Here is a 13,059-nt window from a genome sequence, read left to right as displayed (position 1 = left end):
AATAAATATATGGGCGCATCCGGTGGATGCGCCCACTTATGACAGATATGCGGTCGGTTCCGAATGATATGCTCGATGCGCATGGCGCATTGATTCACGGTGACAGAACCGGTGCGGCGAGCATTTCGACTTCGTGCGGGGATATCCGATCCCGGCCGGCCAAGGCAGGTGTCCCGCAGGTCCGAGAAGCAGGCAGATGCGGCATTTCGACTTTGATCGGGAAGCGCGATATGAACTTCTGAGCAATGGGCCAGATAACGAGACATGTACGGCTTTTGGCGCTGTTGCCGCTATGCACGATCTATAGCTCGGAAACTCGCGCCGAAACCGATAAGGGGGACGTCGCGGCGGGGCCGGTTTCGCGAGAAACCTCCCCGCCGGGCGTTATTCCTTCGCCGGATGATCACGACGAAATCGTCGTCACGGCCGACCGTCGCGGCGAAGCCAAGGTTCCGGCCGAATCCGAATTCAGCGAGGAAGAGATCGCGGCGCAGGGCGCTGACAGTATCCAGGATCTGCTGACGCGCCTGGCGCCTTTTATTGACGGCAGCGGCGAAGAGCCTGTCATCCTGATCAACGGAAAGCCGGCCGGGTTTGACCGCTCGATCCTTGCCTATCCCGCCGAGGCGCTCGACCGGCTCGCGGTGCTGAAACCCGAAGCCGCGACGCAATATGGCGAACCGGCGGGCAAGCGCGTCGTCAACCTGGTGCTCAAGAAGAATTTCTCGATGCTCAACGCCGATGCGGGTGCCGATTTCGCGACCGGCGGCGGCCAATATGGCGGCAGTCTATCGGTCCGGCGGACCGCGATCAGCGGCGACACGCGCTGGAACGCGCAGGTGCGATTTGGCGCGGACAGCGCCTTCCGCAAGACCGCCCGCAATATCCCGCCGCGCGACGGGATATTCGACAGCATCGGCTTCATCTCCGCGCCCGACGGCGGAGAGATCGATCCCGCGCTGAGCCTCGCCGCGGGACAAGTGGTGATCGCGGCTGCCATCCCGCCGGGCGCGCTGACGGGGGTCCCGGACCTCGACGACTTCGCCGAAAGCGCGGGAAGGCTCCATCCCGTCAATCCCAATCGCTATGAAACGCTGCAATCGTCCCGGCGTAACGCCGGGCTCAACATCGGCGTAACGCGGCCGATCGGCGATTTTTCCGCCTCGCTCAACCTCAATGCGAACCGGAGCAGCAGCGACGGGGAGCGGGGCCTGCCGATGGCGTCGGTCGTGCTCCCGACGGGTCATCCCTCTTCGCCATTTGCATCGGATGTCGTCCTGACGCGACCCTTTGCGGGTGAACGCGCGCTCCGCATCGACAATGGTTCGACCTCGCTCGGCGCGACGCTGACGCTGAACGGCAGTATCGGCGATTGGCAGACCAGCCTTGCCGCGAGCTATTCGCGCAATCGGGCGGACAATTTCATCGAAAACGGCGTCGATATTGCGCGCGTCCAACAGTTGATCGACGCCGCCGATCCGGGCTTCAACCCTTTCGGCATATGGGACGAAGGCTTGATGATCGCGACCCGCAGCCGGACGAAGGGCGAAAACCTCAGCGCCCGGCTTAACGTGCGCAAGACGATCGTCGATCTTCCGGCGGGGCCGCTCGCGTGGAATCTGACCGCCAATGCGGGCCGTAACAGCACGCAAAGCCGGCAGTTCGACGCGTCGGGGGATCTGATCGCGGCAAGAAGCCTGACGCGCAGCCAGTCGAGCGGCCAGATGTCGGTCAGCGTCCCGATTTCGCGCAATGACGGCGCCGGGGCGGGGTGGCTCGGCGATCTGACCGTCGATCTGTCCGCCAGCGCGCAGACAATGACGAACAGCCGGCCGCAAAAGGGATTCGGCGGCAGTGTCAGCTGGTCGCCATGGCGGGCCGTCCAGCTTCGCGGCGCCGTCGACTTTACCGAAAACGCCCCCTCTTTCGATCAGCTCGATGCGCCGGTCCTCACCACGGTGAACCGCATCTTCGACTATGCGCGTCAGGAAATCGCCGAGCCCCTCTGGATCACCGGCGGCAATCCCGATCTGAAGCGCGGCCGTCAGCAAAAATTGACCCTGGGTGCCATGGTGCGACCGCTGGGTGGCCAGGTGCTGACACTCAATCTCGGCTATCGCCAATCGGTCGCGAAGGGCGGCCTTGCGTCCTTTCCCGAACTGACGCCCGTGATCGAGGCGGCCTTTCCCGAGCGTGTGACGCGCGATGCGGAGGGACGGCTCGTCGCGGTCGATGCGCGGGCGATCAACATTGCCCGCGATAGCAATTCCGATCTGAGTACGGGTATCGTGCTCCGTGTGGATGGCGCCGGGAAACCGGGCGCGCCGAATGGTGATCCGCTGCAGTTCAGTCTTTCGATCAATCACCGCATGCGGCTGAGTGACGAATTGCAGACCCGGGCAGGCGTGCCCGTGATCGACCAGCTGCGCGAAGGCGGACAATCGCGCCATAACGTGTCGCTGCAGACATCGCTGGGCAAACGCGGAATCGGTGCCACCCTGAATGGCAACTGGAGCAGTTCCGGGCGCCTGCGGGGCGGGGGGACGGACGGCGCGGGAGGATTTGTCTTCAAACCGCCCCTGACGTTCAATTTGTCGGCGTTCGTCGAGCCCGGTCGCCTGATCGACGCCTGGAAAAAGAAGAGTGTGATCGGCGATCTCAGGCTGTCGGTCGATGTCCAGAATCTCTTCAACGGCTACCGCCGGGTCACGCTGGACGACGGCACCGTGCCTGCTGGGTATAGGCGCGACGAAATCGATCCGCTCGGCCGGACGGTCCGCCTGACGCTGCGCGGGAAGTTTTGATACGCTGCGATCGGAACGGCGTCAGCCTTCGTTGACGGGCCGGCTGCTGCTGCGCGCGAACGGGTCTTCGCGCAGCGCGAAGAGGCCAACGAGGCAGGCAAACATCATGTAATGGGCGGGCATGAGCGGATCGTCGTTCAGGCTGATCACGCCGCTGCCGATCATCGGCGCTGTGCCGCCGAAAATCGAGGTCGAGATATCATAGGCGATGGCGAAGCCCGCAAAGCGCACTGCGGTCCGAAACGTCGCCGAGATGGTCGCGAGCTGCGGCACGCAGAGCAGGCCCAGCGCCATGGAACCCGCTACCGCGCCGGCAATCAGGAAGGGAATGCGCCAGCCCTCTTCGTGCATCGCCGCGTCGCCGGGATGCAGCGAATAGCCGGGTATCAACGCTGTGCCGAACTCGAGAAAGCTGCCATGGAAACCCCGTCTGGCGGAAGTCCGATATGTTTCAGGAGATATTCGCGCTCCGCTTCGCGGCGCTCCCGGCGAGGGAGCAGGCGATGTTCCTCGCGAGCACGGAGCGATTGGCCGATATATCGGGGGCCGGACGACATGGACGCGCGGCCCCTGCTCGATGCAGGGGCTATCGACCCGGACCCGATCCGTCGAGGCGATCCGGTCGCGTCCGTTTTTCCGGCTATTTCGCGCGCCCGCAACTCAGATAGTCGAAGCCGATTTTTGCAGATTTCGCGGGATCGGACGGAAAATCGAACTCGTAGATATAATAGGCGATCCGGGGGCCGGCGGCCTCGATGACGCGGCGCCAGTCGGTCGTCCCGGTGCCCAAGTCGGTGACGGCGCCGTTGGCGGCGAGGTCCTTCATGTGCAGCAGCGCGATGCGGCTGCGATATTTTTCGAGGAAGGCGAGGAGGTCATCGAGGCGGTCGGGCTTGAATGCGAGCCGCGCCCAGAAAATGTCGACTTCGAACTGGACGAAGCGCGGATCGGTGTTCGCGGCCACGATCTCCCACGCACTCGTCATGACCGGCTTGCCGTCGCCATGGTCATAGGGAAAGCGGCCGTCGAATTCGCCGGTGTGATTGTGGACGTAAAGGGTGATCCCCTCGGCGGCCGCCGCTTCGCCAAGCGCGTTGAGGTTGCGCGCGGTCTCAAGGGCATGGTCGAGCGTGTCGAGCCCCGGCGGACCGAAGCCTCCCGAACCGATGAAGCGCTGTCCACGCGCTTTCGCCGCGGCGAGGGTTGCGGGCCATTTGTTCTTGTCGAGATTCGCGTGGCTCGCCACCGCTTGAAGGCCGTTGTCCTTGAGCAGCTTCGCATAGGCGATGGGGTCTTCGGCGCCGATCAGGTCGAACCCCTCGATATTGCGATAGCCGATCGCCGAAATCTGCTTGAGCACCACCGCCAGCCGCGCGGGATCGGGTTTCGCGCCGGCGAGTTTGGCAAACGAGGGTTTCAGTCGCTCGAATTTCTCGCCGACGGGCAGGGTGTCCCATTCGGCAGGGACGGAAATGTCCGCGAGCGTGCTGGCGAACACATAGGTCTGGATCGCGATCTTCCCGACCGGCAGGCCGAGGCATTGCGCCGCGGCCGGCGCCTTCTTGTGTGCGGCATGATCGTGCGCGGCGGCGCCCCCGGCCCCGAAGGCCGACGATATCATCAGGAGCGGTGCGATGTGGCGACCCTTCATAATCCTGTCCCTTTCACTCTTGTGTTCGTTTGGCCGGCGTCAGCGCAGGCCTTGCATATAGTCGATGATCGCGGCGCGTTTCGCGGGGACCGAGACGCCGGGATAGCTCATGCGATTGACCGGCACGACCGCTTTGGGGTTGGCGATGAAGGCGTCGAGCGTCTTGCGGTCCCATCGCAGCTTCGCTTTCGCGAGCGCGGACGAGTAGCGAAAGCCCTTTGCCTGCGCCGCGGGTTTGCCGAAGATGCCTGACAGGCTGGGTCCCAAGCTGGTGACGCCGGCCTTGTCCGAATGGCACGCGGCGGGGGGCCAAGGCGATTTACGACCCGAAAGGCGATGCCGCCTTTTTCGACGTGATGCTGAAGGTCGGCGGCGACCGGTTCATGATCGAGCCGGCGCGCTATGTCGCGCCCGCGTGGCCGATGCTGGCCAGCCTGCCTATCATTACCGTTTTTCCTATGTCGCCGAGGCGGCGTGCGCCGGATCGAACGGCGCGGCGCACGCGAGCGACATTCCCTATTTTCTGGACACGGCGGCGACCAGATATGGCTCCGCCACCACCGCATTCGACCGGGAAATGGCGACAACGATCAACGCCTTCGTCGTCAATTTCGTGAAGAACGGAAATCCGGACGGGTCGGGGCTGGCGACCTGGCCCCGCTTTCGTCCCGGCGAGGTGATGGATTTTGCCGCTGATGGTGTGGCGCGGTCCGGAGGCGATCCCTGGACGCGCCGGCTCGATCTCGTCCGCCCCTGAACGGACCGCTTGCCGACGCGCGCGAATAAGCCTCGACTTGTCTCCTGAAAGATTTTCTTCGCCGCAAATAGCCGTCGTCACCATTGACGAATCTAAAATCAATCGATTAAGTTGAGTTTGTCACTCGGAGCTGGTCGAGACGGGTGACGGCTCTCCCCTCGACCCGCGGCTTTTGACCGGGAAGCAGCTTGCTCCGCGTTACCAACGGCTAAAGCGCGTGATGCTCGGGCGACAGCGCCAGGCATTGCGTTCCCCCCAGAAGGGGTATTGCGATGCGTATGTGTAGCACCAGTTCATAGACAAGCGCCGATGACATCGCGCGCCGGGTAGCGGACCGACCGCGCCCGGGCGTTCTCCTGTCGGCACATCCTTTCATCCCGGCCGCGCCTCCCTTTCGCGAGGGCGCCTTGCGGCTTTGCGTCCGGCACATGCGTGCGCCGGCGACAGGTGAAACATGCCTCTGCTGACCCGATCCGACCTGTCGGATCTGGCTCGCTATCCTGCGTCCCTGCGCAGCGCCGCCCGTGCGCTGTGGGGGGCTGAGCTGGCGGCTGCCCGATCCGGCCCGGCGCACCGCGCCGCCATTCATCACATCAAAAAGGGGGCGGAATTGCCGCCCGGGGGCCAGATATAATGAACCGTTTTTCTCCCGATCATCGTTTGAAGTTTCTTGTCGGTGCGGCGCTGTTGCTGCCCGTCACACCCGCCGTTGCGGCCGAACTCGGGGCTGGCACGGACGCTGCGACCACCGGAGCGGTCGACGCTGCCGAAGCCGAAGCCGAAGCCGCCTATGGCGAATATGACGGCGGCGCGATCATCGTGTCGGCGCGCCGCCGCGATGAAAGCGCGCAGGACGTGCCGATCGCGCTGTCGGTCGTCGGCTCCGAAACGCTCGCGGCGACGGGCAATTACACGCTGACGCAGGTTCAGCAGATCGTGCCGAGCCTGCAGGTGTTCAGCTTCAACCCGCGCAATACCAACATCAACATCCGCGGGCTCGGCAGCAATGTCGCGCTCACCAACGACGGGCTCGAAAACGGCGTCGGCTTCTACATCGACAATGTCTATTACGGCCGCGTCGGCCAGTCGCAATTCGACCTTGTCGACCTTCAGCAGATCGAGGTGTTGCGCGGACCGCAGGGGACGCTGTTTGGCAAGAACACGACCTCGGGCGCGATCAACATCACGTCGAAGAAGCCGAGCTTCGATCCCGAATTTTCGGGCGAGGCCAGCGTCGGCGATTATGGATATTACCAGCTTCGCGCCTCGGCATCGGGCGGGATCATCGACGATCTGCTCGCCGTTCGGCTCAGCGGTTCGGTGACCGAGCGCCGCGGCTTCCTCTACAACACGACGCAGAACGAGCGTGCCCAGGATTATTCGAACTGGAGCGTGCGCGGACAGTTGCTTCTGACGCCATCGTCCGACGTCGAGGTCCGGATCATCGGCGACTTCGCGCGGCAGAAACAAAATCACGTCCTCAACGTCTTTGCCGATTATTTCGGCACCTACGAAAACGGTGCGGTCATTCCGAACAATTTCGCGCAGCGCGCGGCGCGTTTTCCCGGCTACAGCTTCCCGACGATCGACCCGTTCGCGCGGCGCGGCGAAGCCGACGGCCATTATCAGTCGAACATGGACGGATACGGCGTATCCGGGCAGCTCGACTGGAATATCGGCGCGGCGAAGCTGACCTCGATCACCGCCTATCGCTGGTGGGACTGGAATCCTGCGAATGACGGCGATTCGACCTCGCTTCCCGTGATTACCAAGGCGCAGCAATCGAACCGCCAGCGCCAGTTCAGCCAGGAAATCCGCCTCGCGTCGGACAGCGGCGGACCGGTCGACTATGTCGTCGGCGCCTATTATTTCTGGCAGGTGATCCGGGGGAAGGGGGCAACCGCCTACGGGCCCGCCGCCGGCTTGTGGAATCTGCCTGCCGTTCCCGTTGCCGTGAGCAACGCCGCGCTCAATGGTTTCGAGGCCAATTCGACATCCGACCCGCGCACCAGAAGTTACGCGCTCTTCGGCCAGTTCGACTGGAAGTTCGCCGACCGGCTGACGCTGACCGCAGGCCTGCGCTTCACGCACGAGAAGAAGAGCGGAACCTTCCGCCAGATCCATGTCGCGGGAATCGACCTGTCGACATTGCCCGACGCGATCGCGATCCCCGCACTCGCCATTCGCGAGCAGTTCAATCCGACCAATGCCAATATTTCCAACAGCTTCACCGACAACAGCCTGTCGGGGCTCGCAACCTTGTCGTGGCAATTCGCCGATGATGCGCTTGCCTATGCGACCTATTCGCGCGGGAACAAGTCGGGCGGGCTCAACCTCACCAGCCTTCCGGCCGGCATCAACCCCGATGTCGCGCCCGAAAAGGTCGACAGCTACGAAGTCGGCCTGAAAACCCAGTGGCTCGACCGCAAGGTAACGCTCAATGTCGCCGGCTATTGGACCGAGATCGGCGACTATCAGACCGCGATCACCGAACAGGTCGCCGATACGGTCAACTTTCGCCAATATATCGCGAACATTCCCGGCGTCCGCTCGCGCGGGTTCGAAGGCGATTTGTCGGTCGCGCCGACCGAGCGGCTGAGCTTCTATGCCTCCGCGGCCTATGCCGATACGACATACAGCGACTATCCCAACGCACCGCAAGCCCCCGAGCGGCTCAACATCGACGGCAAGCAGGATCTGACCGGCGCGCAGCTGCCCGGCGTGCCCAAATTTACCTATACGCTCGGCGGAGATGTGTCGGCACCGCTGGGTACGCTCGGCGGGCGTGCCCTGTCACTCTATGCCCACGCCGATTATTCGCACCGCTCGACGTTCAACACCTCGTCGAGCAACAGCGCCTATGCCGATGTTCCGGCCTTCGGCATCGCCAACGCCCGGATCGGCTTCAGGACCGATGACGGCCTGTTCGACCTGTCGGTCTGGGCGCGCAACCTGTTCGACAAGGATTATTTCCAGACGCTGTCGCCGCAGAATACCGGCATCGTCACTGCGCTGATCGGCGAGCCGCGTACGGTTGGCCTCACGCTCCGGACGAAGCTGTGACGCACGCCGCATTCCCCGAATTCGCCGACCGCCCGATCCGGGACCGCCCGATCGCGCCTTTGCCGAATGACCTGCCGCCCAACCCCCAAAGGAGACTGACAATGACGGACCTTCACAACAGCTATGCCAACGCCCGCGACAAGAGTATCGATCTCGACGTCACCCCGGTAACTGGCACGATCGGCGCGATCGTGAGCGGCATCCAGCTGTCGGGCGACCTGCCCGCGGCGACGGTGCAGGCCATTCAGGCGGCGCTGGTGCGGCACAAGGTGCTCTTCTTCCGCGACCAGCAGCATCTGACCGATGCCGAGCATGAGGATTTTGCCGCACAGCTCGGCGACCCGGTTGCGCACCCGACGGTGCCGGTCGCCGGGGGATCGCGCTACCTTCTCGAGCTCGACAGCAAGGAAGGCTATGCCGCGTCGAGCTGGCATACCGATGTGACCTTCGTCGATGCCTATCCCAGGGCGTCGATCCTGCGCGCGCTGACCATTCCGGAAGCCGGTGGCGACACGCAATGGGCGAATGGCGAAACCGCCTATGAGGGCTTGCCCGAAGTGCTGCGCCAGCTCGTGAACAACCTCTGGGCGACGCACACCAACCTCTATGATTATGCCGCGATCCTGCAATCGGCGCCCGACGGCGAAAGCGCGGCGCAGCGGATCAAGGAGCATCGCAATGTCTTTGCCTCGACCGTCTATGAAACCGAGCATCCGGTGGTGCGTGTCCACCCGGTCAGCGGCCAGCGCAGCCTGCTTCTCGGTCACTTCGTCAAGCAGTTCGTCGGACTGAACGCCACCGACAGCGCCCGTCTGTTCCAGACGCTGCAGGATCATATCACCAAGCCCGAGAATGTCGTGCGCTGGCGCTGGCGCGAGGGCGATGTCGCCATCTGGGACAATCAGTCGACGCAGCACCGCGCGACCGCCGATTTCGGGCTCCAGCGCCGGACGCTGCGCCGGGCAACGATCGCGGGCGAGGTACCGGTCGCGATCGACGGCCGCCGGAGCCGTACGGTGCGCAGGGAAAAGGCGGTTCAGTACGAACCCGCCTGACGAAATCGGCCGGCGCCGGGCCTTCCTTCTCCCTTCTGTTGACGGCGCCGGCTCAGACTGCGGCGTGCCCGGGTCCCATTTGCCCGCGGCGCGCCGCCCTTCCTTTGACGAGGTGTCCGAATGAAGCGTTTTATGTCCGTTTTTCTGGTCTTTGCCTTCGCTGCCGCGCCCGCGCAGGCGAAGGAACGGCGACCGAACCTGCTCGTCATCGTCGCCGACGATCTCGGCTATTCGGACATCGGCGCATTCGGCGGCGAGATCCGCACGCCGAACCTCGACCGGCTCGCGCTCGCAGGCATTCGGCTCGCGGGGTTCCATACCGCGCCGACCTGCTCGCCGACGCGTTCGATGCTGCTTTCGGGCACCGACAATCATCTCGCGGGGCTCGGTACGATGGCCGAGCTGATCGGCCCGAACCAGAAGGACAAGCCCGGCTATGAAGGCTATCTGCGCAGCGACGTCGCGACGCTTGCCGAGCGATTGTCCGCAGGCGGCTACGCCACGCTGTTTTCGGGTAAATGGCACCTCGGCCTGACTGCGGAACAGGATCCGCACGCGCGCGGTTTCCAGCGCAGCTTCGCGTTGCTGCAGGGCGGACACAATCATTTCGGCACCGATGCCGATCCCGAAAAGGGCGGTACCGCTACCTATACCGAAACGGGGAAGCGCATCACGAAGCTTCCCGCCGATTTCTATTCGAGCGACTATTTCGCGAGCCGTCTGATCGGCTTTCTTGGCGAGCGGCCTGCCGCTCCGGAAAAGCCCTTCTTCGCCTATCTCGCCTTCACCGCGCCGCACTGGCCGCTGCAGGCGCCGCCGGCGGATATCGCGCGCTACAAGGGCCAGTATGACGCCGGCTTCGATGTGCTGCGCCAACGGCGGCTCGCCCGGCAGCGCGAGCTGGGCATCCTGCCCGCCGATGTCGCCGCGCACACGCCGCGCAACCGCGATGGCAGCTGGGATTCGCTCACGGCCGACCAACAGCGCACGGCGTCCAGGAACATGGAAATCTATGCCGCAATGGTCGACCGGCTCGACCGGAATGTCGGACGCGTGATCGATGCGCTCCGGGCATCGGGCGAGCTCGACAATACGGTAATCGTCTTCCTCGCCGATAATGGCGCCGAAGCGCTCGACGTCGAGACGACCGGCGCCCAGATGCTGGCGCGCAACCTGAAGACCGCCGACAATGGCTTCGACAACCGCGGCGCGGCGTCCTCCTATGTCACCTACGGTGCCGGCTGGGCCCAGGCAGCGACTGCGCCCTCGTGGCTGACCAAGGGCTATCAGAGCGAAGGCGGCACGCGGGCGGTCGCCTTTATCAGCGGGGCGGGCATCCCGCAGCGCAAGGGCGCCGACACGCAGTTCCTCTCGGTTGCCGACGTCGCGCCGACGCTGCTTGACCTTGCGGGGGTCGATCCTGCCGTCACCCGGATCGGGGGCAGGGCGGTGCGGCCGATCACCGGCCGCTCATGGGCCGGCTGGCTGCAAAATCCGGCCGCTCGCGTTTACGGTGCCAACGACGGTTTCGGTGCCGAGCTTTTCGGCTCGCGTGCCTGGCGTCAGGGCGACTGGAAGCTGACCGACATCGGCGACGGCGTATGGCGCCTGTTCGACCTCGCGCGCGATCCGGGCGAGACGCGCGACCTGTCGCTCACCGACCCCTCGCGCCGCGACGCGCTCGCGGCGGCATGGGATCGTTACGCGCGCGATGTCGGGGTGATCGCGCCGGACTCGATCCCCTATCGTCCCTGATGCGGCTGCGTGATCATACGCCGCCGTCTTCATCCTGTTGCCGGCTTTCTCCACCCGATTTCTTGATGAAGCTGATCTTGCCCTGCGGCTCGAGGATCGCCCAGGCGACGTCCGTTACCGACGCGATCCCGGCGAGGCGCATCTCGGACTGGACTTCGCCGACGGTCAGGCGATCGCGACCGAAATTCGCGCGGATATATTCGCCGTCGCGCACGAGCACGCGCGGCCGTCCGTCGAGCAGGTCTTTGGTGGCGGGAAAGCGATGCGTGATCCAGCTGAGGCAGAGCGCCCAGAAGGCGAAGGTGCCGATCGCCAGCGTCGCGCCCGTCAGGCTGAAGTCATTGTGCGTGATCCCTTGCTGGATCAGGTCGCCCATGACGATCAGCATGACGAACTCGAACGGGGTCATCTGCCCGAGTTCGCGTTTCCCCAGCAGCCGCAGCAGCAGGTACAGGAACACGAACATGACGGTGGCACGGGCGATAATGTCCATCAGGGCATGACCTTGATCCGGATCGGGATGTCGCCGATCGGGCGGTCGCCGTCGAAGAGACGAACGCGCCCCGCCGTGCCCTTGAACATCGGCGGGTTCACCTGACCGTCGAGCTTCACGACAAGCCGTTTTCCGGGATCGAGGCGACCAAAGGACATGCGATACCCGCCTGCTTCGAAACGCTCTTCGGAAGCCGCAGGCATTGCCGTGTTGATCGTGATGTTGCGCCACAGCGGCTGGTCGAACGCGATCGAGGCGTCCTCGATCGGCGCGCGGCTTTCGACCGCCACCTCCATTTCAAAGAATTCGCCGTTGCGCAGGATCGCCGGAACCCGGACCGACATATCGGCGGGCCCGAAATTGCGCGAAGAAATGGTCGGCGCATCGCCGCCGAACAGTCCGGACAGGCCCGCCGCGAGCAGTCCGCCGAGCGCGGCGAAAGCCAGCGGGGTCGCGACGCGGCCGGCTCCGACGCGTCGCTGCGGATCGATGCCATCGGGCGCGACAGGTGGGCCGTCCGGTGTTGCGGACATAGGCTTCACCGCGCGGCATTTCTGCAGCGGGAAAAACCGATCCTGCACATGGCCCGTCGCTGGTTATCCATGGCAGCATAACGGCTTGATGCCCCGCTGGTTGCGCGGCGTGTAGCCGGAGATGCGTTCAGGCCTGCCGTATCGGGTGCCCGGATGGAAGAGGACGGCGCGAGTGGGACCAGTCAGCTCGCGCCGTCCACCAGGTACCGCGCGCGTAAGTGAGGGACGCGCGGCATCGATCGATCACCCGACAAGCTGATCGCGATAATGTTGAACCTTGGTGACCCGGAGGCCCGGAATCCCGGCGCGTTCGATCGATCGCCGCCAGGTGGCGAGTTCCTCGGCGCTCAGCCGGTATCGCTCGCAGGCGTCTTTCAGGCTCAGCAATCCGCCGTCGATTGCGGCGAGAACCTCGGCCTTGCGGCGGCTGACCCAATAGGTCGTGCAGGATGACGGCAGGTCATCGATCGTCAATGGACCCAATGGCCCCATGACCGATGCCGGCCTTGCATTAAATTCGAGCACCGCGAACTCTCCATTCGCGCGGCTGGCGCCGCTTCGTGCCCCCCGCCTGAAATCTGCGCCAACGAGGTTAACAAAATCTTTACAAATGGCCCCGGATGCGACGAACGGTTCGTCGTGGCCGACCGCCTTCCGCCAAGTTTTTCTTTCGGTATGAAGAGGTCGCCGCGACTTGCCTCGTCTGCGGCCGCGTGCAAGGGACACCGCCACAAGCAGCGGGAGAAGGCGCGATGCATTTCGATGTGGTGATCGTGGGGGCCGGGCATGGCGGCGCGCAGGTCGCGGTGATGCTGCGCACGCAGAAATTTGCCGGCAGCATCGCGATCATCGGCGACGAACCCGAGCTTCCCTATGAGCGCCCGCCGCTGTCGAAGGAATATTTCGCAGGCGAGAAGGAATTCGAACGCATCCAGCTGCGTCCCGCGA

General features: G+C 64.3%; 12 protein-coding genes. 6 read left to right on the top strand and 6 right to left on the bottom strand.

The features are described from left to right. Positions 1-245 precede the first annotated feature (245 nt). A complete protein-coding gene (locus VN047_RS19750; protein WP_325545716.1) occupies positions 246-2,804 on the top strand; it encodes a hypothetical protein in 2,559 nt (852 codons plus the stop codon). A gap of 21 nt (positions 2,805-2,825) precedes the next feature. Here VN047_RS19750 and VN047_RS19745 read toward each other — a convergent pair whose 3' ends face one another. The 3 genes from VN047_RS19745 to VN047_RS19735 all read right to left on the bottom strand — a co-directional run bounded on the left by VN047_RS19745 (position 2,826) and on the right by VN047_RS19735 (position 4,722). Then, positions 2,826-3,194 carry a hypothetical protein gene (locus VN047_RS19745; RefSeq protein ID WP_414712737.1) on the bottom strand — a complete coding sequence of 123 codons (369 nt, stop codon included), beginning with the start codon at positions 3,192-3,194 and terminating at the stop codon, positions 2,826-2,828. A gap of 250 nt (positions 3,195-3,444) precedes the next feature. Beyond that, positions 3,445-4,455, bottom strand: coding sequence for a sugar phosphate isomerase/epimerase family protein (locus tag VN047_RS19740; RefSeq protein ID WP_325545714.1), 1,011 nt, complete (start codon positions 4,453-4,455; stop codon positions 3,445-3,447). Between the two features lie 39 nt (positions 4,456-4,494). Then, positions 4,495-4,722, bottom strand: a complete 228-nt coding sequence (locus VN047_RS19735) for a hypothetical protein (protein ID WP_325545713.1) — start codon at positions 4,720-4,722, stop codon at positions 4,495-4,497. A gap of 148 nt (positions 4,723-4,870) precedes the next feature. Here VN047_RS19735 and VN047_RS19730 point away from each other — a divergent pair, with 148 nt between their 5' ends. The 4 genes from VN047_RS19730 (at position 4,871) to VN047_RS19715 (ending at position 11,085) form a co-directional block, all read left to right on the top strand. Next, positions 4,871-5,212: a carboxylesterase family protein gene (locus tag VN047_RS19730; RefSeq protein ID WP_325545711.1), complete on the top strand. Its 342-nt coding sequence runs from the start codon at positions 4,871-4,873 to the stop codon at positions 5,210-5,212. A gap of 633 nt (positions 5,213-5,845) precedes the next feature. After that, complete coding sequence (locus tag VN047_RS19725; RefSeq protein ID WP_325545709.1) at positions 5,846-8,275, top strand: TonB-dependent receptor; 2,430 nt, start codon at positions 5,846-5,848, stop codon at positions 8,273-8,275. A 101-nt stretch (positions 8,276-8,376) separates the two neighbouring features. After that, on the top strand, positions 8,377-9,330 hold the full coding sequence (locus tag VN047_RS19720) for a TauD/TfdA family dioxygenase (RefSeq protein WP_325545707.1): 954 nt from the start codon (positions 8,377-8,379) through the stop codon (positions 9,328-9,330). Between the two features lie 132 nt (positions 9,331-9,462). Beyond that, positions 9,463-11,085 carry an arylsulfatase gene (locus VN047_RS19715; RefSeq protein ID WP_325545705.1) on the top strand — a complete coding sequence of 541 codons (1,623 nt, stop codon included), beginning with the start codon at positions 9,463-9,465 and terminating at the stop codon, positions 11,083-11,085. 13 nt (positions 11,086-11,098) lie between these two features. Here the strand turns inward: VN047_RS19715 and VN047_RS19710 are convergent, their stop codons facing one another. From VN047_RS19710 to VN047_RS19700, 3 genes are all read right to left on the bottom strand, one after another. Beyond that, positions 11,099-11,578, bottom strand: a complete 480-nt coding sequence (locus VN047_RS19710; RefSeq protein ID WP_325545703.1) for a DUF421 domain-containing protein — start codon at positions 11,576-11,578, stop codon at positions 11,099-11,101. Further along, complete coding sequence (locus VN047_RS19705) at positions 11,578-12,111, bottom strand: hypothetical protein (protein WP_325545701.1); 534 nt, start codon at positions 12,109-12,111, stop codon at positions 11,578-11,580. Before VN047_RS19705 ends, VN047_RS19710 begins: the two co-directional genes overlap by 1 nt. A gap of 243 nt (positions 12,112-12,354) precedes the next feature. Then, the gene (locus VN047_RS19700) at positions 12,355-12,636 is read right to left on the bottom strand and encodes a DUF1153 domain-containing protein (RefSeq protein ID WP_325545699.1); all 282 of its coding nucleotides are present in this window, start codon (positions 12,634-12,636) and stop codon (positions 12,355-12,357) included. A gap of 227 nt (positions 12,637-12,863) precedes the next feature. Between VN047_RS19700 and VN047_RS19695 the strand changes: the two genes are divergently transcribed. Further along, on the top strand, positions 12,864-13,059 hold a 196-nt coding region (locus tag VN047_RS19695; protein ID WP_325545697.1), incomplete at its 3' end, for an FAD-dependent oxidoreductase.

Source organism: Sphingopyxis sp., from assembly GCF_035565275.1.
Taxonomy (GTDB): Bacteria; Pseudomonadota; Alphaproteobacteria; order Sphingomonadales; family Sphingomonadaceae; genus Sphingopyxis.
The sequence above is the reverse complement of the archived record's forward strand: the minus strand, read 5'-3'. Positions and strand labels throughout refer to the sequence as shown.

Coding starts and splice junctions, on each gene's coding strand:
- VN047_RS19750 (WP_325545716.1), top strand. CDS start 246: ATGGGCCAGATAACGAGACATGTACGGCTTTTGGCGCTGTTGCCGCTA.
- VN047_RS19740 (WP_325545714.1), bottom strand. CDS start 4,455: ATGAAGGGTCGCCACATCGCACCGCTCCTGATGATATCGTCGGCCTTC.
- VN047_RS19725 (WP_325545709.1), top strand. CDS start 5,846: ATGAACCGTTTTTCTCCCGATCATCGTTTGAAGTTTCTTGTCGGTGCG.
- VN047_RS19720 (WP_325545707.1), top strand. CDS start 8,377: ATGACGGACCTTCACAACAGCTATGCCAACGCCCGCGACAAGAGTATC.
- VN047_RS19715 (WP_325545705.1), top strand. CDS start 9,463: ATGTCCGTTTTTCTGGTCTTTGCCTTCGCTGCCGCGCCCGCGCAGGCG.
- VN047_RS19710 (WP_325545703.1), bottom strand. CDS start 11,578: ATGGACATTATCGCCCGTGCCACCGTCATGTTCGTGTTCCTGTACCTG.
- VN047_RS19705 (WP_325545701.1), bottom strand. CDS start 12,111: ATGTCCGCAACACCGGACGGCCCACCTGTCGCGCCCGATGGCATCGAT.